The sequence below is a fragment of the Streptococcus sp. 4155 genome (genome assembly GCF_013276695.1).
GTDB lineage: Bacteria > Bacillota > Bacilli > Lactobacillales > Streptococcaceae > Streptococcus > Streptococcus pseudopneumoniae.
Window position 1 is genome coordinate 410 of the sequence record NZ_VMLM01000070.1, and the last position, 20,494, is coordinate 20,903.

17 protein-coding genes and 2 pseudogenes (1 of these 19 only partly in view) are annotated in these 20,494 nt (G+C 40.9%); 1 reads left to right on the top strand and 18 read right to left on the bottom strand.

Annotated elements, in window-relative coordinates:
• The 18 genes and pseudogenes from HT715_RS08725 to gyrA all read right to left on the bottom strand — a co-directional run.
• On the bottom strand, positions 1-2,161 hold the 5' portion of the coding sequence (locus HT715_RS08725) for a YSIRK-type signal peptide-containing protein (RefSeq protein ID WP_172922912.1). The gene continues 137 nt to the left of window position 1, outside the view; the window shows 2,161 of its 2,298 coding nt (coding positions 1-2,161); it begins with the start codon at positions 2,159-2,161; its stop codon lies off the left edge, out of view.
• A gap of 658 nt (positions 2,162-2,819) precedes the next feature.
• A pseudogene (locus HT715_RS08730) lies at positions 2,820-3,404 on the bottom strand (PD-(D/E)XK nuclease family transposase); the annotation flags it as partial.
• Positions 3,405-3,736: 332 nt separating this feature from the next.
• Entirely contained in the window at positions 3,737-5,560 is a 1,824-nt protein-coding gene (lepA, locus tag HT715_RS08735) for a translation elongation factor 4 (RefSeq protein ID WP_001047207.1), read from the bottom strand.
• Positions 5,561-5,638: 78 nt separating this feature from the next.
• A complete protein-coding gene (locus tag HT715_RS08740; RefSeq protein ID WP_172922913.1) occupies positions 5,639-6,367 on the bottom strand; it encodes a metallophosphoesterase family protein in 729 nt (242 codons plus the stop codon).
• Between the two features lies 1 nt (position 6,368).
• A complete protein-coding gene (gene recN / locus HT715_RS08745) occupies positions 6,369-8,036 on the bottom strand; it encodes a DNA repair protein RecN (RefSeq protein WP_172922914.1) in 1,668 nt (555 codons plus the stop codon).
• 6 nt (positions 8,037-8,042) lie between these two features.
• A complete protein-coding gene (locus tag HT715_RS08750; RefSeq protein ID WP_001034403.1) occupies positions 8,043-8,474 on the bottom strand; it encodes an arginine repressor in 432 nt (143 codons plus the stop codon).
• Positions 8,467-9,282 carry a TlyA family RNA methyltransferase gene (locus HT715_RS08755; RefSeq protein WP_172922915.1) on the bottom strand — a complete coding sequence of 272 codons (816 nt, stop codon included), beginning with the start codon at positions 9,280-9,282 and terminating at the stop codon, positions 8,467-8,469. Before HT715_RS08755 ends, HT715_RS08750 begins: the two co-directional genes overlap by 8 nt.
• On the bottom strand, positions 9,275-10,150 hold the full coding sequence (locus tag HT715_RS08760; RefSeq protein ID WP_172922452.1) for a polyprenyl synthetase family protein: 876 nt from the start codon (positions 10,148-10,150) through the stop codon (positions 9,275-9,277). The genes HT715_RS08755 and HT715_RS08760 overlap by 8 nt, the downstream gene beginning before the upstream one ends.
• Complete coding sequence (locus tag HT715_RS08765) at positions 10,147-10,359, bottom strand: exodeoxyribonuclease VII small subunit (protein ID WP_042901048.1); 213 nt, start codon at positions 10,357-10,359, stop codon at positions 10,147-10,149. Before HT715_RS08765 ends, HT715_RS08760 begins: the two co-directional genes overlap by 4 nt.
• Positions 10,337-11,677, bottom strand: a complete 1,341-nt coding sequence (gene xseA, locus HT715_RS08770; protein ID WP_023933773.1) for an exodeoxyribonuclease VII large subunit — start codon at positions 11,675-11,677, stop codon at positions 10,337-10,339. The genes HT715_RS08765 and xseA overlap by 23 nt, the downstream gene beginning before the upstream one ends.
• Positions 11,678-11,804: 127 nt before the next feature.
• The gene (udk, locus tag HT715_RS08775) at positions 11,805-12,443 is read right to left on the bottom strand and encodes a uridine kinase (protein ID WP_001181364.1); all 639 of its coding nucleotides are present in this window, start codon (positions 12,441-12,443) and stop codon (positions 11,805-11,807) included.
• Positions 12,444-12,550: 107 nt separating this feature from the next.
• Positions 12,551-12,853 carry a bacteriocin immunity protein gene (locus HT715_RS08780; protein WP_000983427.1) on the bottom strand — a complete coding sequence of 101 codons (303 nt, stop codon included), beginning with the start codon at positions 12,851-12,853 and terminating at the stop codon, positions 12,551-12,553.
• Positions 12,850-13,071: a hypothetical protein gene (locus HT715_RS08785; protein ID WP_000808578.1), complete on the bottom strand. Its 222-nt coding sequence runs from the start codon at positions 13,069-13,071 to the stop codon at positions 12,850-12,852. The genes HT715_RS08780 and HT715_RS08785 overlap by 4 nt, the downstream gene beginning before the upstream one ends.
• Positions 13,072-13,219: 148 nt before the next feature.
• The gene (gene truB, locus HT715_RS08790) at positions 13,220-14,098 is read right to left on the bottom strand and encodes a tRNA pseudouridine(55) synthase TruB (protein ID WP_138699678.1); all 879 of its coding nucleotides are present in this window, start codon (positions 14,096-14,098) and stop codon (positions 13,220-13,222) included.
• 9 nt (positions 14,099-14,107) lie between these two features.
• Positions 14,108-15,382: a DUF2130 domain-containing protein gene (locus HT715_RS08795; protein WP_138707149.1), complete on the bottom strand. Its 1,275-nt coding sequence runs from the start codon at positions 15,380-15,382 to the stop codon at positions 14,108-14,110.
• Positions 15,383-15,477: 95 nt separating this feature from the next.
• A pseudogene (locus HT715_RS08800) lies at positions 15,478-15,759 on the bottom strand (PLP-dependent transferase); the annotation flags it as partial.
• A gap of 158 nt (positions 15,760-15,917) precedes the next feature.
• Entirely contained in the window at positions 15,918-16,661 is a 744-nt protein-coding gene (gene srtA / locus HT715_RS08805; protein WP_050146515.1) for a sortase SrtA, read from the bottom strand.
• Complete coding sequence (gene gyrA / locus HT715_RS08810; RefSeq protein WP_001153001.1) at positions 16,661-19,129, bottom strand: DNA gyrase subunit A; 2,469 nt, start codon at positions 19,127-19,129, stop codon at positions 16,661-16,663. The genes srtA and gyrA overlap by 1 nt, the downstream gene beginning before the upstream one ends.
• Positions 19,130-19,322: 193 nt before the next feature.
• Here gyrA and HT715_RS08815 point away from each other — a divergent pair, with 193 nt between their 5' ends.
• Positions 19,323-20,291 carry an L-lactate dehydrogenase gene (locus HT715_RS08815; protein ID WP_000204723.1) on the top strand — a complete coding sequence of 323 codons (969 nt, stop codon included), beginning with the start codon at positions 19,323-19,325 and terminating at the stop codon, positions 20,289-20,291.
• Positions 20,292-20,494 lie beyond the last annotated feature (203 nt).

Here is a 20,494-nt window from a genome sequence, read left to right on the forward strand (position 1 = left end):
CCTTGTCTTTTCCTACTGGATTCACCTTCTTAATGTCAGCTTCTCCTGTAGTTTGAGCTGTTGTGACCGCTGTTTGAGCTTGAGTAGCCGCTTCTGGAGTATCCGCAGTAGCTGGCTGTTGGTCAATGGCTCGGGTAGCTTTGTCCGCTGCCGCTTTAGCTTGTTCCTTAGCCACTTGTTTTTCATCTGGGCTAAGCTGGTCATTTCCTTCAATCTCAGCTTCTTTCTTATCAAGCTCATCTTGAATAGCTTTTTTAGCCTTGTCTTTTCCTACTGGGTTAACTTTGGTTATTGCATCAATCCCATCCGTTTTAGCTTTTTCCACACCATCTTGGTCTATGGCTATTTTGACCTTTTGTGCTGCTTTTTCTGCTTCTGCTATAACTTTTTCTGTAGCTATCCTCTTTTCGTTTTCTGATAATGTTTCATCATCATCTATTTTAACTAATTTCTCAGCTGCTTTTTCAGCTATTTCATCAGCTGCTTTATGTTTTATTTTCTTTTCTTCATTCAGGTTTTTTTGTTTTTCTAAAGCCTCTTTCACTACTGTTTGATAATCACTAGTACTAGCTCCAGATTCAATATTTTCCTTAATTTTCTGCAATTTTTCGTCATAAGCAGCCTTGGTTTCAAGAGTAGACCATTTTGTATCTTTTTCTTTTTGTTCGGTTAATTTATTATAAACTTTTTCAGCTAAGTCCTTGGCTACTTTGCTAGTATTCTGAGTAACTGTAAACCCTGTTCCAGTAATTGGTAGAGCATAATGATTCCACTCTACTTGGTATCCCATACCTAGATGTAGATTATCATTTGAACTAATACGAACCTTGTATTCCGTATATCCCGCAGGGATATCAATCTTTTTACTCTTGAATGTTCCTGCTGTACCCTTTGGACTATAGGGAGATTCTGCTAACTTATGATTAAGATTCTCTTTATTTATTCCAGCTACAGGCATATCAATTATTTCAGAACTTATTTCAGTAGCTTTTGTCACACTCTTATCATTATCAGATACAGATTTTGCAGGATCAAAATTAACAGAGTACAATGGAATATCATTATTTTCTTTTTTACCTAATAATTCAACTTTATAAGTAGCTTTTTTTCCGTCAATATCTCCTGTATATCCTATATTGAAAGCAATTTCGACGCTTGATCCTACTCCTTGCGAATAAACTTTAAATGTCTTTTCTATACCATTAAATCCCTCCAAACCTTTAGAGATAGTTTTTCCTTCATTTCTGTCCATATACACTGACTTATCAAATGTAGATAAATTCCAAGTACTTTTTGTTCTCACTTTAGACAGGAAGAGAGCATATCGGCTATCACGATTAAAAACACTTTCCTGAGTCCATGTATTATATCTATCAGCACCTTTCAAAACCGTATTCACAGTCTCAATAGGAAAAACCCCTCTATCTGTCTTTCTTGCAACACCAAATTTTCCGCCATTGACTGCCTTCCAACCACCAAATTCAGCAAGTTCCTTCACTTCACCTTGATTTATATTTTTGGTATCACCAACTTGGTCTATGTTAGCAAGTTTTTTCTCATTCTCTACTGTTTCAGGCAAAGCGTTTAATTTAGTCGCCAAATCGTCTACACTTGCACCATCTTCTGGAGCTGTATAAGTCTGATTTGCATCTAGATCAGCATCGGCTGCAGTCGCTGGTGGGACAGGGTCTGCATCACGTCTTTTACGTACTTTTGGCTTGCTGCTTGCTTCTTCTGATTTTGTACCTTCACCTTCAGATTTTGGAGAGCTAGAATCCCCATTTACAGAGTTTTCCTCTGATTGAGTCTTTGTTGCAGGTTCGCTTTGTTCAGATGAGTTGGCTTCTTCCTCTTTGGTCTCTGGATGACTCTCTTGCTTTCCTTTATCCCCTGCTTCAGTATTGGTTGCAGATCCTTGTTCTTTTGCAGCAGGAGCAGCGTAGGTTGGCTGCTGTTCCTCTGATTTTTTCTCTGTTTCCGAATCCTTATCAGCTGCCACCTCCTCATTTGACTGTATGGCCTGCGCTTCCGCAGCAGATACCGCTCCACTTCCCATAAAGAGATAGAGCGCCGCCACGGCTACCGAGGCCGCTCCAAAACTAACCTTCCGAATCGAAAAACGTAATTGTTTTTCTCTATCGTCCTTCTCACTATAAAACATATTAGATGTTCTCCTTTTTAAGTCTAAATTTTTCCGATTAAAATCACTCAATTCATAACTACAAAATCAAGCAAAGGTTTGCATGATTGATTAGATATTAACTAAGTCATTCAACCTAGTATGACCAAACTATTATATCTCAAATTACTTTAAAAAGATACTCATTTTACTTCTCTATTTCACTTAGGTATCAAGAAAAAGACAGCCTCTGCATATATATATATATATGCAGAGGCTGTGCAAAGCTATTCTATCAAGCTTCCTGACGATTCTGTCTTGAGAAACATATACAAATCAAAACTTTATTACAATTTGATAACATTTTAGTTACAGTTTATTTCGAAAGATTTTCTCCCTGATATTCAGCACATCAAAAACAAATCCTAGCATTGTATGATTAAAGAGCCAATCTTCTACAGTGTAGTAGCCACGCCATACTCTCTTTTTAATCATTTATGGATAAAACTAAATCATATATCAGTTTATAGATTCTAACCCCTTGCTTAGGGATTCTTATAGATTAGATTATTAGCTAGCCAGCTCCAGTTTTTCTAAGATCACTACTTCTCTTAGGCTTACTTGATTTACAAATGACCTAACTAGCTAACTCCGAAATCACTATATTTTATTGAACCCTATCTAGGAGATAGAGAGTTACAAAAAACTCCAACCATGGCTTGCGAACCTCGTCTTTGCTGGTTTCTCTGTATTTTTTTAGTTCCAAGAATGCCATCTTAACCAGATGGTTTTCCTGTCCATTGTTTGTAATTGTTAAAACCTCACCTGTCCTATCCTCTCGCATGCTAAAACTATGAAAAGCCAAGTCATCTGAGAAGTAGTTACTATCCACAATTGCGATAGCGTATACTGGTGAGATGTGTTTATAACTCTGATGAGTATCACCTTCTCGTTGACGAATTTTTTCAAGATTTTGATTGACCTAACTGCAAAGGTAAGCCCATAAACGATTGATGAAAAAATTCTGATGATGAACCTGAATTTCGATGATAACTTGCGTACCATTATCCAACTCCGCCAAAACATCTATACTGGTATAGAAATCTTGCGCCGAATAGGGCATGGAAGGCAAGACATGAATATTACTTCCCTCCAAATTGGTCACATTTTTTGCTGGTAAATCCAGCATATCGCGAATAAATTGACAAGTGATTTCCGGATTTCTAAAAATCTTCTTAGCAACCAAATCATTGGTCGGGCTAATGCCCGGATGACGTACAGTCATATTGCTTCTCCTTTCATTATAGCACATTTTTTAATCTAGATTTGATTATTCTATTTATTTATTCGAAAAAGAGAGGAAAATACAGTCAAGATATGGTCACAAATTTAAAATTTTATAGTGAAATGAAATAAGAACAGGGCAAATCTATCAGGACAGTCAAATCTATTTCTAACAATGTTTTAAAAGTAGAGGTGTACTATTAGTTTCAATCTACTATACCATTATTTTCTCCGATTTCTTGATAGTTTATAAAAAAGCAGGCCATTAAAGCCTGCTTTACTATTGATTCTTATATACATTTCCTGTGAAGAAGGAAAGGCATTTCTGATAACTTATTCTTCATCCATGCTCAAGACGCTGAGGAAAGCTTCTTGCGGAACTTCTACTGATCCGATAGCTTTCATACGTTTCTTACCAGCTTTTTGTTTTTCAAGGAGTTTGCGTTTACGAGAAACGTCACCACCATAACATTTAGCAAGTACGTTCTTACGAAGGGCCTTGATATCAGTACGAGCGACAATTTTGTGTCCAATTGCTGCTTGGATTGGAACTTCAAATTGTTGGCGAGGGATGATTTTCTTGAGCTTATCAACGATGAGTTTCCCACGTTCATAAGCAAAGTCCTTATGAACGATAAAGCTGAGGGCATCCACCTTGTCTCCATTGAGAAGGATGTCCATTTTCACTAGCTTAGATGGGCGATATTCTGACAATTCGTAGTCAAAGCTAGCATAACCACGAGTTGAAGACTTAAGCTTATCAAAGAAGTCAAAGACGATTTCAGCCAATGGAATTTGATAGATAACATTGACACGGTTATCATCGATATAGTCCATAGTCACAAAGTCCCCACGCTTACGCTGAGCTAGCTCCATCACTGCTCCAACAAACTCTTGCGGTACCATGATTTGCGCCTTGACATAAGGCTCTTCAATGGTCGCAATCTTGGTTGGATCTGGGAACTCAGATGGGTTGGACACATCCATAGACTCACCGTCGGTCAAATTAACCTTATAGATAACAGATGGAGCTGTCATGATGAGGTCGATGTTGAACTCACGTTCCAAACGTTCTTGGATAACATCCATATGGAGAAGTCCAAGAAATCCACAACGGAAACCAAATCCAAGTGCCTGAGATGTTTCTGGTTCAAACTGAAGACTAGCATCATTCAGTTGCAATTTTTCAAGGGCTTCACGCAGGTCATTGTACTTGTTTGACTCGATAGGATAGAGACCCGCAAAGACCATAGGATTCATCTGTTTGTAACCATGTAATGGCTCTGCCGCAGGATTGGTTGCCAAGGTAACGGTATCCCCCACACGAGTATCCTGAACTGTCTTGATAGAAGCCGCAATATAACCAACGTCACCAGTCGCAAGGAAATCACGACCAACTGCTTTGGGTGTAAAAATACCGACTTCGGTCACATCAAAGGTCTTGCCATTGCTCATAAGCTGAATCTTATCGCCAGGTTTAACCACTCCATCCATGACACGCACTTGGAGGATAACCCCACGGTAGGCATCGTAAACTGAGTCAAAAATCAAGGCCTTGAGTGGTGCCGTCACATCACCTGTTGGCGCTGGTACTTTTTCTACGATTTGCTCGAGGATTTCTTCAATCCCAATACCAGCCTTGGCAGAAGCCAAAACTGCTTCACTGGCATCCAAACCAATGACATCTTCAATCTCTGTACGCACGCGCTCCGGATCTGCAGCAGGCAGGTCAATCTTGTTAATGACAGGCATGATTTCCAAATCATTGTCCAAGGCTAGATAAACGTTGGCAAGGGTTTGAGCCTCAATCCCTTGGGCAGCATCGACCACCAAAATCGCTCCCTCACAGGCAGCTAGCGAACGGGAAACTTCATAGGTAAAGTCTACGTGTCCTGGTGTGTCAATCAAGTGAAAAATATAAGTTTCCCCATCTTTTGCAGTATAATTGAGCTCGATGGCATTTAACTTAATGGTAATCCCACGTTCCCGTTCTAAATCCATACTATCCAAAAGCTGAGCTTGCATTTCACGACTGGAGACTGTCTCAGTTTTTTCCAAAATGCGGTCTGCTAGAGTCGACTTCCCGTGGTCAATATGGGCGATAATAGAGAAGTTACGGATCTTCTCCTGTCGTTTTTTCAATTCTTCTAAGTTCATGAGTCTCTTCCTTTCAGGGTATCTATTTATTATAAATTGTTTTTGATATTTTGACAAGACCATCCCCTGCTAGGAGTACTAATCTTCAGCGACAAAGCCGTCATTTTCGATAAAGTGGTGTTCTGTCATCCCTTGGTCTGTAAAGACAATCCCGTGAAGGACACCACCATAAACAGCTCCTCCATCCATTCCAATCTTACCATTTTCTGTCATCCAAAGCTCAGCTGTACCTCGATCTTGCTTTAACAAACCATAGACCGGTGTATGACCAAAGACAATAGTTTTTCCAGTATGATTTTCGGCTTCATGGAATGGTTTTCTAAGCCAGACCTTTTTATAATCTGTGGTTTCATTCCAGTCATCCAAGGTCAAATCAATACCTGCGTGAACGAAGATATACTTGTCTGTCTCTACCACAAATGGCATTTGACGAATAAATTTGACCAAGTCTGCCGCTTCAGTAGCAACACGCTTGGCATCCTCAATCCCGTCAACTGGGGCATCCAAGGGACGACCTAGGATAGAGTTAATAGTTGTATCACCACCATTACGACGATAGTGGTCATAGCTTTCTTCTGGATCATCTAGCCATGTCAAAAACATATACTCGTGGTTTCCTGACAAACAGATAGCCCCTTGATTATCCACCAAGTCCTTGACCATTTCAAGGACACGGCGACTATCTTCACCACGGTCAATTAAATCCCCTAGAAAGAGCAACTGGGTCTGACCATCCCAGGTTTTGAGAAGGTCTTCCAGCATCCCAGCTTTTCCGTGAACATCTCCAATTACATAATAGTCAGGCATCTTATTTCTCTCTGTTTCTCAACAATTCTCTGGCTTGCGTCAGGGCTGCTTCGGTCACATCATCACCTGCCAACATCTTAGCAACTTCCTCCACTCGCTCTTCGACTGTCAAGAGACGAACAGTCGAAACCGTTGAATGGTCATTACTAATCTTCTCAATAAAAAATTGATAATCCGCAATCGCAATTACTTGTGGCAAATGGGAAATAGCTAGAACCTGCCCATGTTGGCCAATCTTGTGAATCTTCTGTGCAATAGCTTGAGCTACACGACCTGAAACTCCTGTGTCCACCTCATCAAAGACTATGCTAGTCTTACCTTCTTTACGTGAAAAGGCAGACTTAATGGCTAGCATGAGACGGGATAATTCCCCACCAGACGCAACCTTAACCAAGGGTTTAAAGTCTTCTCCAGGGTTGGTTGAAATATAAAACTCAACCATTTCATTTCCCTCACGGCTGAATTTTCCCTTACTAAAACGAACCTGAAACTGGGCTTTTTCCATATAAAGGTCTTGCAGTTCTTGTTTAATCTCTGCTTCGAGCTGCTGAGCCAAGTCATGACGAGCAGAGGCAAGTTGACCAGCCAAATCAACAAGATTGACTTCCAATTTCTTAAGCTCTGCTTCCATGTCCTCAGATGAAAGGTTATTGCCTGTCAAGAGATTATATTCTTCCCTAATCTTGGCAAAATAAAGCAAGACATCGTCTACAGTCCCACCGTACTTACGGGTAATAGTATGAAGGAGATCCAAACGATTCTCAACCTGCATGAGACGATTGCCGTCAAAATCAAGGTCCTCAATAATAGCTTCCAAACGTTTGCTAATGTCTTCTAAGACATAGTAGGTCTCAGACAGTGAGCTTGAAATTTCACGGTATTCAGGGTCATACTCTTCGACACTTTCCATGTCATTCATGGCTGAACGAACATTGGCCAGACTTGAAAAATCTTCATTGTCCAACATGCTGTAGGCATTGGTCAGTGTATCCGCAATATTTTTATGGTTGAGCAGTTTATCACGCTCTTGATTGAGAGTCAAGTCTTCACCTGCTTGCAAGTTGGCTGCCTCAATCTCTGCCATTTGAAATTCCAACATTTCGATACGTGCCTTGTGTTCCTGTTGGTTTTTCTTGACTTCCAGAACCTGCTTGCGCATTTTACGGTAGGCATCAAAACTTGTTTGATAGGTTTCTTTTAAGTCCCAAAAGGCTGTATCACCAAATTCATCCAGCATCTGGATATGCAGTTGGGGACGCATTAACTCTTCTTGATCATGCTGACCATGAATGTCCACCAGATGTTGCCCAATAGCACGCAAAACAGACAGATTAACCATCTGGCCATTGACACGACTAATACTCCGACCATTTTGCAAGATTTCCCGACGGATGATAATTTCATCACCCAATTCCAAACCTTGCTCATCAAAAATTTCCTGTAAAAGACGACTATTCTCAACTGAGAAAAGCCCCTCAATCTCTGCCTTTGGTGCACCATGACGAATAACATCTGTCGTCGCACGAGCTCCCAACATCATATTCATGGCATCAATGATAATCGACTTCCCTGCGCCTGTTTCACCAGTCAGGACTGTCATCCCCTTCTCAAAATGGAGGGAAATAGCCTCAATAATGGCAAAGTTTTTTATCGAAATTTCAAGTAACATATAGACCTACCATTTTTTTACTTGTTCAAAGATTTCCTCAGCTAGACTTTCACTTCTGGCCATGACTAAAATCGAACTATCATCAGCCAAACAGCTGAAAATCTTGTCCGCAAAAGTCTCAATTAACTGAGCTTTTACAAAAGCCGTATTTCCTGGAATAACTTGGAGATTGATCATCTTGTCCATCAATTGAGCCGATTCGATATTATATTCAGCTAGTTGCAAACTTTTTACGATTGATTTTGGCAATTCATAGACATAGGTGTTGTCTCTCAAAGGAATTTTGACAATGCCTAGCTCTTTGATATCACGTGATACTGTCGCCTGAGTGGCAGTGATGCCTGCCTCTTTCAAATGTTCTACAATTTCTTCTTGTGTACCGATTTGATAATCTGTCACAAATCGTCTAATTTTTTCAAGTCTCTCTTTTTTATTCATTTTTAAATTGACTATGCGCCCTTTCTACTATTTCTTCAATCTCAGCAAGAACCTGATTGCTTGCTGACTCTTCTTTTTTCAAATACGCTAAAAATTCAATATTTCCATGCCCACCTTGGATGGGAGAAAAATCCAATCCAAGGACTGAAAAGCCCTCCTCTACTGCCATAGCTGTGACAGATTCAAGGACATGTTGATGAACCTTAGCATCCCGAATAATTCCATTTTTCCCGATCTGCTCTCGACCTGCCTCAAACTGAGGCTTAACTAAAGCCACAACCTGACCTTGATCAGATAACACACAGTACAAGGCTGGCAAAATCAGACTGAGGGAAATGAAACTCACATCAATACTGGCAAAGCTCGGCTCCTGCTCGAAATCGGTCTTTTCAGCATAGCGGAAATTAAACTGCTCCATGCTGACAACTCGTGGGTCTTGGCGTAGTTTCCAAGACAATTGATTGGTACCAACATCAACTGCAAAGACAAGTTCAGCACCATTTTGCAACATGACATCGGTAAAACCTCCAGTAGAGGCACCGATATCAATCGTTGTAGCTCCTTCCACTGACAAATCAAAGACCTGCAAGGCCTTTTCCAGTTTCAAGCCACCACGGCTGACATACTTGAGTTTCTCCCCCTTGAGTTTTAACTCAGTGTCGTCCGGGATTTTCTCTCCTGGTTTGTCAAACCGTTCTCCATTCAGGACTGCAACGACTAGTCCAGCCATGACGCCGCGTTTGGCTTGTTCTCGCGTTTCAAACAAGCCCTGTTTATAAGCTAGTACATCCACTCTTTCCTTAGCCATTGATTCTCAAACTTTCTACTACACTTACAATTGATTCTGTTTCAAAGGGAACCTGCTGGGCAATGTCGTCTAATTTGGCATTAGCTTGATCCAGGGTTTGGTTACAAAAGGCAATGGCCTCTTCCAAGCCCAACAAGGCTGGATAGGTTGACTTTTCTGCCTGCAAATCCTTTTGAGGTGTCTTGCCGATCTCCTCAAAACTGGCAGTCACATCCAGTACATCATCTCGAACTTGAAAAGCAAGTCCAATCAATTCACCAACAGTTTTCAGCTTCACCTGCATCTCAGGTGCCAATTCGGCTATAATAGCAGCCGCTTGAAAGGGATAGGCTAGTAGTTTCCCAGTCTTATTAGCATGAATGGTCTGAAGTTCTTCCAAAGACAAATGTTGGTGTTCACCTTCCATATCTAAAACCTGGCCTGCTACCATACCCAGACTTCCTGAAGCAAGAGATAAGTTGGCAATCAAGTCCACCTTAATCTGACTTGGCAAATCTGCCTGCGCTATCAAGGCATAAGGATCTAGGAATAAAGCATCTCCAGCCAAAATTGCCATTGCTTCGCCAAATTTCTTATGATTGGTCAATCGTCCCCGACGGTAATCATCATCATCCATAGCTGGAAGATCATCGTGAATTAAGCTCCCTGTATGAATCATTTCCAAGGCTGCAGCCACCTGCGCGTGAGCAGGTTTGATAGCCACCTGCAAGGCTTCCAAAACTTCTAACAAGAGAAAAGGCCGAATACGCTTGCCACCAGCATGAATGGAATAGAGAACAGACTCTCGCAAACTAGAGGCAAACTGCTGGCCTCCATAAAAGTCTTCCAAGGCTGACTCGACAAGAGCTAATTTTTCTTGCTTCTTCATTCAAAATCACTTTCTGTTCCGTCTTCTTGCATGACCTTGACCAAGGTCTTTTCAGCCTTGTCCAGCGTCGCTTGGAGTTCTTTAGACAAGACCATGCCCTGTTGAAAGGCAGTAATCGCATCTTCCAGAGCAATTTCACCATTTTCCAAACTTTGGACAATGGTCTCCAGTTCTGCTAGATTTTCCTCAAATTTCTTTTGTTTTGACATCTTTAACCTCTAATTCTACTTGACCATCTCGCATCAAAAGCGTTACTTGGTCTTTTTTCTTCAAACTCTCAACCGAATCTACAACGGACTCTTCTTTTTTGACAATAGCATAACCACGCGCCACGATGCGACTGGCATCCAACATCAACAAGGCTTCTGAAAGTCTCTTGACTTCAGCAACCCTGGCATCATAAACCAGCGTCATTTGACTACGGAGGAGCTTATCCAACTGGCCTAGACGGTCTTGATAGCGTTGGATTTTGGTAACAGGTGATAATTGAACCAGTTGATGCGTCCTTGCTTGGACTAATTGCTTGTTATCAGAAATCCGTGTTCGCAAACTTTGTTTCAAACGCAATTGCAGTTGATCCAAGCGTTGCATATAGCCATCATACAAACGTTCTGGTTGTCTAAAGATAACAGACTGACTGCATTTTTTCAAAGCTTCTTGTTTCTTAGATAGGACATTTCGGACTGCCGTTGCCATCCGTTTTTCCTGATTTTGCAAATGAGCTAATAGATCCAACTTGGTCACAGGTGTTGCTAGTTCAGCCGCCGCTGTTGGCGTTGCAGCGCGTCGATCTGCCACAAAATCTGCCAAGGTCACATCCGTCTCATGCCCCACACTAGAGATAACTGGCAAACGAGATTCAAAAATAGCTCGTACCACAATTTCTTCGTTAAAGGCCCAGAGATCCTCTATGGAACCACCTCCACGACCAATAATGAGTAAATCCAAATCGTCCCCTTGATTAGCACGCGCAATATTTCTAGCAATTTCCTCCGCAGAACCTTCACCTTGAACCTTAGTTGGATAGAGTAGAATATCGACACCTGGAAATCGCCTACTGACGGTCGTGATAATATCTCGAATAACGGCTCCACTGCGACTGGTTACCACACCAATTCTCTTAGAAAATTGGGGCAGAGCTTGCTTGAAACGTTCTTGAAACAGGCCTTCTTCTGTCAATTTTTTCTTGAGTTGTTCAAACTGAATCGCAAGCGCCCCAACCCCATCAGGCTCAGCCTTTTCAATGATGATGGAGTAGCTACCACTTGGTTCATAGACCTGCACACGCCCAATCACATTGATTTTCATTCCTTCTTCTAGGTCGAAACCTAATTTCTGATAAACCCCAGACCAGATGGTCGCTTGAATAACTGCATGGTCATCTTTTAGGGAGAAATATTGGTGAGTAGGTCGTTTACGAAAGTTGGAAACTTGACCAGTTAAATAGACCCGTTCCAAGTATGGGTCTTTATCGAATTTCATTTTCAGATACTTGGTCAAAGTTGTTACCGATAAATACTTTTCCATCTCCACCTACTATTCATTTTCTTGCTCTTTCATGGGTATTATTATACCAAAAATATGCCTAAAAATCTCCATTTATGTACCATTATGAGGGAAAAATAGAAAAAGGAGGCAAGGCCTCCAATTCTGTTTATTTGCTATTTCGAGCTTCTTCCAAAATCTTAGCAATCTTGGTCGTCAACAGGTCGATAGCTACTGTATTGCTGACTCCCTCAGGAATGACGATATCAGCATAACGCTTAGTCGGCTCGATAAACTGATGGTACATGGGTTTAACCACACCTAGATACTGGTCAATAACGCTATCAAGGCTACGGCCACGTTCTTCCATATCGCGCTTGATACGACGAATAATGCGCACATCATCATCCGTATCCACAAAAATCTTGATATCCATCAAATCGCGCAGGCGCTTGTCCTCCAAGACCAAAATGCCCTCAACGATAAAGACATCCTGAGGCTCCTGACGATAGGTCTTGCTGCTCCGTGTATGTTCAGTATAGTCATAAGTCGGAATGTCCACCGGACGCCCTGCCAACAATTCCTTCATCTGCTCAATCATCAAGTCTGTATCAAAGGCAAATGGATGGTCATAGTTGGTTTTGATACGCTCTTCAAAGGTCAAATGAGACTGATCCTTGTAGTATGAATCATGCTCAATCATGGAAATCTTTTCATCAAGAAAATGCGATAAAATGGCTCTTGAAACACTGGTTTTACCACCACCAGAACCACCTGTCACTCCAATAATGATTGGTCTATTTTGCATGCTATCCTCCGTTATTTTATCCGTCGTCTATTCTATCACATTTTTTACAAAATTTATAGTCTCATCAGCAAAAAACACCAGAGTCTTCCCTCTGATGTTCGATAGTTTTAACGAAAGCCCTGTAGGGTTTGAGCAAGCATCTGCAAGAAAGCCAGTCTCCCTCTTTCCTGGCTAGGAGCTTTGGCAATCCATAAACCAAAATCAATGACAGACTTAGGTGCCTGGTAATGATGCGTCATGAGGTAAAGCGACAACCCTTGACTCAAATTGGCCATGACCGATTGGTATTTTTCATTTCTGTCTAAATTTTGTATAGCAAGACGAAACAGGTGACTCAACTCACTATTTTCATTTATTTCTTTTTGTTGAAGAAGTTGCTCCACCCTTTCTCGAAACTCATTTTGCATCATGGAATTATCACACCAAATCCTGGTCTAGGTGCCCATGGACCATAATTAATCCAGCCATTGACTACTACACTTCCCGTGTACCCCCAAAACTCTCCATGATTGATACTGCATTTTGCTCGACCTTTAACGTCTACACAATATACTCCTGGGCCTAAGTTCCCACCAGAACCTGTAATGGACTCTAAATATTTATCTGAAAGAATTTTAAATTGCTTCATTTCACACCTCTAAATTTCTATATAGATTATTTGAGTATCTACAACTCGCAACAATTGGAATATTATAATTCCCAACCCCATTCTACTATTAGTATGGGGTTTTATCAAGCAATTGTTATCTATCACCCGATTTTTATTCCTAAAGGATCTAGCTAAAAACCTTCCTTGGCTTGTAGAGTTTGTCCCGTTTTTCTAGAATGGCTAACAATGTATCATCTTCAAAGGCAGCCAGTTCTTTGTCCGTTTGGTCTAGCTCAATAAAACGACCAAAGCGAACTTCTGTAGCTTCTTCTGGACTTAGGAAAACTTTGACAAGATCACCTGTCCCAATCTCTATAGGATGGAGAAAGTCCAATTGGCCAGCCTCTACTTTTTCAGCAATTTCCTCCAAGGTCAGTGCGTCTTCTAATTGTAAGCCAGCAGCACTAGTACGAGTTAACTGAGACATATGAGCCGCATAACCAAGCTTTTCACCCAAATCAACTGACAAAGTACGGATGTAAGTCCCTTTACTGCATTTTACACGAAAAGTGAATCGGGCAAGTTGGCCATCATAAGAAATCGGACTTGTTCGCTCAAATTGATAAATGGTCACCTGACGTTCTGGACGCTCCACTTCCTGACCAGCACGCGCATACTCATAGAGCTTGCGACCATTAACCTTAACTGCCGAATACATAGGGGGAATCTGGGTAATAGGACCAGTCAAGCTCGCAATCGCTTCATCAACAAGCTTTTCATCCAAGGGAGACAAAACAGGGGTTTCTGCGACCACTTCCCCACTAGCATCCTCAGTCGTCGTGGAATAGCCCAGAGTGATTTCCCCCTCATAGATCTTACCCTCGTCCTGCATAAACTCAACCATGCGGGTCGCCTTGCCAACCGCAATGGGCAAAACACCCACTACATCTGGATCCAAGGTCCCACCATGACCAATTTTCTTGGTGCCCAAAATCTTACGCAGTTTAAAAACCGCATCATGCGAGGTCATTCCTGCTTCTTTTTTTAAGTTGATAATACCGTTCATTTTTGCTTTCTACTCCCCCTTCAATGCTTCAAATTTCGCTTTCATGGTTGGATTTTTCCGGGTCAATTTTTTAACAGAGACATCTTCCAATTTGTTGTTAGCTAAACGGAGTTGGTTTTCAGATGTGGTCAGGAATTTCTTAACCTCTTCCATGCGTTTGATGGCCTTGTCGATTTCATCAATAGCTTTTCCAAAGTTGGTCGAAGCTGAATTATAGTTCTTAGCAAAGGCTAGTTTAAAAGCATCCAAGTCTTCCTCAAAATGTGTAATGTCGATATTTTGCTCGCGAACAAGCGCTAACTCCTGCTTGTATTTTAAAGAATTAAGAGCCGCATTACGTAAGAGCCCAATCAACTGAATAAAAAATTGAGGACGAACCACATACATCTTTTCATACTCGTGACTGACGTCAACAATCCCTGTGTTAAAGTAGTCGTTATCGGCCTCAAGCATGGTCACTAAAACGGCATATTCACAGTTCTTCTCCCGACGGTCCTTGTCCAATTCCTTGTAAAAATCTGCATTCTTGTGCTTCTTCTCTGTTCCGTCAGCTTCATTCTTCATCTCAAACATAATGGAGATAATCTCTACCCCATTTTCATCACACTCACGGAAGATGAAGTCTCCCTTAGACCCACGCGCAGAGACTTTGTTATCCTTCTCAAAGTAGGCATTTGGAAAGGCGAAACTACGGACCTTGTTAAACTCACTCTCTGCATACTGTTCTAGGCTTTCCCCAATGGCTTTTGTAGATTGTTGAGCCTTAAAATTCTTATAAAACTCGACTTGTTCACTAGCTGCTTTAAGCTGGGCTTCATAGTTTTGCTTAACAGAAGCCAAAGACAACTCATTTTCCTTTTCTTGCAAGAGGAGCTGATTTTTGACCTGAACATGTTCTTTTTCTAGGTCAGAAAGGGTCTTTTGCAGTTGATTTTCATGCTCTAAACGCAAAGTGGCCAATTGGTTCTCCAAAGCCTGTACTTCCTTGTCCTTAGCCAAGAGGGCCTGATGGCTTGTCTGTTCAACTTCTTTCTTGGCCAATTCTTTTTCTGTATCAAAGTTTTGGATCTGACTCTGTAATTGCGCAATTTCTTGATCCTTCTGAGCCAGTTTAGTCTGTTGCTCATTCATAGCCTTTTGCTCAGCCAAGGCCAGTTCTTGCCTCATCCTATCGTGTAGTTCCTTATCAAACTCTGCCGTTCTCACTTGGGACAAAAGTTCAGCATACTGGCTTTCATTTACTGTAAAGACTTCCCCACAGTTGGGACATTTGATTTCGTTCATATCGTTCCTCTTTCTAGACTTCTTTATCCATTATATCATGCCTGAAGGAAAATCAAAAACAGCGAGTCGAAAACCACTGTTTATCTTCTTTTACTTTAAATTTTCTCCAAGGCCAAGCGCAAGTCTTCAATCAAATCTTCTACATTTTCAAGACCAATTGACAAACGAAGTTGGTTTGGTGTGACACCTGCTGCTTCTAGGTCTTTTTCTGACAATTGACCGTAAGTGGTTGTTGCTGGATGAACAACAAGAGACTTGGCATCTGCCACGTTTGCAAGGTCAGAAAAGATTTCTAAATGATCAATGACCTTGCGGGCTTCTGCCTCCCCACCTTTGACATGGAAGGTAAAGATGGAACCGACACCTTTTGGCAAGTATAGTAGATTGAAACTAGAATAGTACACCTCTACTTCTAAAACATTGTTAGAAATCGATTTGACTGTCCTGAACAATTCGTCCTATTCTTATTTCATTTTACTATATTTTTATGAAAATCTTAAAAAATCAGTGAAATCCATGATTTCACTGATTTGTATTAATAAAATTGTTTATATGGTTGATTGAAAGCTGTTAGAATTTCATCAGATGTTTGTGAATAATCTTTTGTTTCTTTCAAATCACCTTTGACAATAATACGTTCTGTAGCAGCAAGGTCTTCACAGGTTACTAATGTGATTTCATTGACCCCATCTCTATCATCAACTTCATCAACACGATCCGGTGTCACACGTTTGACTTCACGTATTTCATAAGTATAAACTTTATTTTTATCGGTTAGATAAATCTTCATGCCATTTTTAGCATTATCTAAAGGAGAAAATAACATTTTATTAGCATTATCAACACCAAAGATATGGTGACTAGCTAGACTATAATTTCCTTCCCCCATTACTTGCTCGCGTTTCATTGTACCAGCTCCGTAGAAGAGATTAACATTATCAAGTCCTTTAAAAATCGGCAAATTCATTTCCAATTCAGGAATTGCAATTCCCCCAATAACTGGTAATTTTTGAGCATCCCATTGAGAAGTTAGAACAGCTTCCGAAGAGATAGCTTTGACAGAATCAAAGTCAAAATTGCCTTCTGTATCCTGATTTTCTTCTAATTTTTCTTTTGATACCTGGCTAACTTGATACTTATTGGTATTCCAGACTATGAAAATATTTCGAATTTGCGCATTAAAAATCAAAGCCAGTGACAGTAATATCAGAAATCCTGCTAGGATATTTGTCAGCAGATTTTTTCGCTTGTTTTTCTTTTTATTATTTTTATGAGACATTATTCTTCACCTTCTGTTTCATTTTCTGTCCCAACTTCTTCTTTTTCTGCCACCGCAACCGTTGTGAAAGTCACTATCTGAGCATCTTGATCCAGGCGCATTACTTTAACTCCCATAGTTGCGCGTCCTGTTTGTGAAATATTGGCAAGATTGGTTCGAATCATGACACCTGTATCAGTGATAATCATCAAATCCTCATCCCCTTGAACAGTCATAAGACCGGCCAGCAAGCCATTTTTTTCGGTAATTTTAGCTGTCTGCATTCCCTTACCACCACGACCTTTTGTTGGGTATTCAGTAGCGACTGTACGCTTACCATATCCTTTTTCTGTGATAATAAGAACCTCATCTTGATCAGTAATCAAGCTGGCACCAACAACTGTGTCTCCTTCACGAAGGTTAACACCTTTCACACCAGTGGCGATACGACTCATACCACGAACGGCTGATTGATTAAAGCGAACTGCATAACCAAACTTGGTACCAATGATAATATCCATATCTCCTTCCGCCAACAAGACATTGATTAACTCATCTTCATCCTTTAAATTCAGCGCTTTGAGACCATTTTGACGAATATTGGCAAATTCCTTAACACTGGTTCTCTTCACAATACCGTGACGGGTTGTAAAGAAGAGATAAGCATCATCACTGCGATCAGACTCAACATTGATAACCGTCTGAATATTTTCGTCTTCATCCAATTTCAAGAGATTGACTACTGGTAGCCCTTTGGCAGTCCGACCATACTCAGGAATTTCATAACCTTTCAAACGATAAACTCGTCCTTTATTTGTGAAGAAGAGCAGATGATCATGGGTGCTAGTTGACACTAACTCACGAACAAAGTCATCATCTTTCACTCCTGTTCCTTGGACACCACGACCCCCACGTTTTTGAGCAGTAAATTCAGCTTGGTCCAGACGTTTAATGTATCCTTTGTTAGAAAGGGTAATTAAGACATCCGATTCTTCAATCAAGTCCTCATCCTCGAGACTCAAGACCTGTCCAACCATCAACTCTGTACGGCGTTTATCGGAAAATTTACGTTTAACTTCATCCAATTCGTCTTTGATGATTTGAGAAACACGTTCAGGCTTAGCAAGAATATCCGCTAAGTCCGCAATCAGAGCCAAGAGGTCATCATACTCAGATTGAATCTTATCGCGTTCCAAACCTGTCAAACGACGAAGACGCATGTCTAGGATGGCCTGACTTTGACGTTCAGAAAGCTTAAACTTACTCATCAACTCAGCTTGTGCTTCCGCATCCGTTTCACTAGCACGAATGATACGAATCACTTCGTCGATATGGTCTAGCGCAATCAAGAGACCTTCTAAGATATGAGCGCGCGCTTCCGCTTTTTCCTTATCAAAACGTGTACGACGAACAACTACTTCTTTTTGGTGCTCGATATAAGCATCCAAAATCTGACGAAGAGACAAAATTTTCGGTATACCATTTTGGATAGCCAGCATATTGAAACCAAAGTTGGTTTGCATCTGGGTCATCTTGAAAAGATTATTGAGGATAACATTGGCTGACGCATCACGCTTGACTTCAATAACAAATCGAACACCCTCACGGTTTGACTCATCACGTACTGCTGTAATCCCCTCAATGCGTTTTTCCTGAACCAAGCGAACAATATGCTCATGCACCTTGGTTTTGTTGACCATATAAGGAAATTCTGTTACAACAATGCGCTCACGGCCAGTCTTAGTTTCTTCGATTTCGGTACGAGAACGTAGGACAATCGAACCTTTACCTGTTTCATAAGCCTTGTGGATACCTGATTTCCCCATGACAAGGGCACCTGTTGGAAAATCTGGACCAGGCAAGACTTCCATCAATTCCTTGGTAGTCACTTCAGGATTATCCATGACCAACTTCACTGCATCAATGGTTTCACCTAGATTATGAGGTGGAATATTGGTTGCCATCCCAACAGCAATACCAGTTGCTCCATTAACCAAAAGGTTTGGAAAACGCGCTGGCAAGACCAAGGGTTCCCGTTCATTGGCATCATAGTTATCAACAAAATCAACTGTATTTTTGTTGATATCACGAAGCATTTCCAGAGCAATCTTGCTCATACGTGCCTCGGTATAACGTTGAGCGGCAGCACTATCTCCATCCATGGAACCAAAATTCCCATGACCATCTACAAGCATGTAACGGTAGCTCCACCATTGAGCCATACGGACCATGGCTTCATAAATAGAGGAATCCCCGTGTGGGTGGTATTTACCCATGACATCCCCTGTAATACGAGCAGATTTTTTATGGGGTTTGTCTGGAGTAACACCCAATTCATTCATTCCGTAGAGAATGCGACGGTGAACAGGTTTTAAGCCATCTCGAACATCAGGAAGAGCTCGCGCTACGATAACACTCATGGCGTAGTCGATAAAGCTAGCCTTCATCTCCTTTGTCAGATTGACATTCACTAAATTTTTATCCTGCATTAATAAATGCCTCATTTCACAATTAGTAAGTAACAACATTATACCATAAATTTCCATCTATTTCAGCCTCTAAACCACTAAAACGTTTACATAGAGAACTATACGGCATATTCGTGACAAAGTTTTTTAAAAGTGATAGAATGAAGTTGTCTAGGGAAAATCCCCTAATAAAATTAAGGAGATGTTTAGAACAATGACTTCAACTAAACAACACAAAAAAGTTATCCTTGTCGGTGATGGTGCTGTAGGTTCATCTTACGCTTTTGCACTTGTTAACCAAGGAATTGCACAAGAGCTTGGAATTATCGAAATTCCACAATTGCATGAAAAAGCTGTTGGTGATGCGCTTGACCTTAGTCACGCCCTTGCCTTCACTTCACCTAAAAAAATCTATGCAGCTCAATACTCTGACTGTGCAGACGCTGACCTTGTTGTGATCACTGCAGGTGCACCTCAAAAACCAGGTGAAACTCGTCTTGACCTTGTAGGTAAAAACCTTGCTATCAACAAATCAATCGTAACTCAAGTTGTTGAATCAGGTTTCAAAGGTATCTTCCTTGTTGCTGCTAACCCAGTTGACGTTTTGACTTACTCAACTTGGAAATTCTCTGGTTTCCCTAAAGAACGCGTTATCGGTTCAGGTACTTCACTTGACTCAGCTCGTTTCCGTCAAGCCCTTGCTGAAAAAATCGGTGTTGACGCTCGTTCAGTTCACGCCTATATCATGGGTGAACACGGTGACTCTGAGTTTGCCGTTTGGTCACATGCTAACGTTGCCGGTGTAAAATTGGAACAATGGTTGCAAGCTAACCGTGACTTGAATGAAGCTGACCTTGTAGAACTCTTCATTTCTGTTCGCGACGCTGCATACTCAATCATTAACAAGAAAGGTGCTACATACTACGGTATCGCTGTAGCCCTCGCTCGTATCACTAAAGCAATCCTTGACGATGAAAACGCAGTACTTCCACTTTCCGTATTCCAAGAAGGTCAATACGGAATTGAGAACGTCTTTATCGGTCAACCAGCTATCGTTGGAGCACACGGTATCGTTCGTCCAGTAAACATTCCATTGAACGATGCAGAAACTCAAAAAATGCAAGCATCTGCTAAAGAATTGCAAGCTATTATTGACGAAGCATGGAAAAATCCAGAATTCTAAGAAGCTTCTAAAAATTAATTTAACTATAGACAACTCCTTGAATCATCAGGGAGTTGTTTTTTTTAGCTGTATGATATAGTCTATTGAAGTTAGAGTAGTACACAACTGCTTCTAAGATCTGGTTAAAAATTGCTTTCTTCAGATTTTATAGTGCATTGAATCTATAACGGTACGCATCGACTACTAAAACATTTCTATAAATC